The 259-nt window shown below is 69.1% G+C and carries 1 protein-coding gene; it reads right to left on the bottom strand.

The window, feature by feature from the left end:
• A partial coding sequence (locus Q664_RS45395) for an AMP-binding protein (RefSeq protein ID WP_043411747.1) occupies positions 1–259 on the bottom strand: 259 nt, incomplete at both ends.

Here is a 259-nt window from a genome sequence, read left to right as displayed (position 1 = left end):
GGGGGAAGACGACGAGGCGGCCGCCGAAGATAAGGGTGCCCCAGACCTCGAGCGTGGTGGCATCGAAGGAGATGGGGGAGTGGTGCAGGAAGCTCGTCTCGGGGGTGAATTGAGCGAAGCGGGCGCCGTGGAAGAGGCGGACGACGGAGCGGTGCTCGATGGCGACGCCCTTGGGCCTGCCGGTGGAGCCGGAGGTGAAGTTGACGTAGGCGAGGTTGCGCGAGGTGACGCCGGAGTCCGGAGCGGACGTGGGCTGCCC

Origin of the sequence: Archangium violaceum Cb vi76 (genome assembly GCF_000733295.1) — a bacterium.
GTDB lineage: Bacteria > Myxococcota > Myxococcia > Myxococcales > Myxococcaceae > Archangium > Archangium violaceum.
This window is presented reverse-complemented; position numbering and strand designations above follow the sequence as displayed.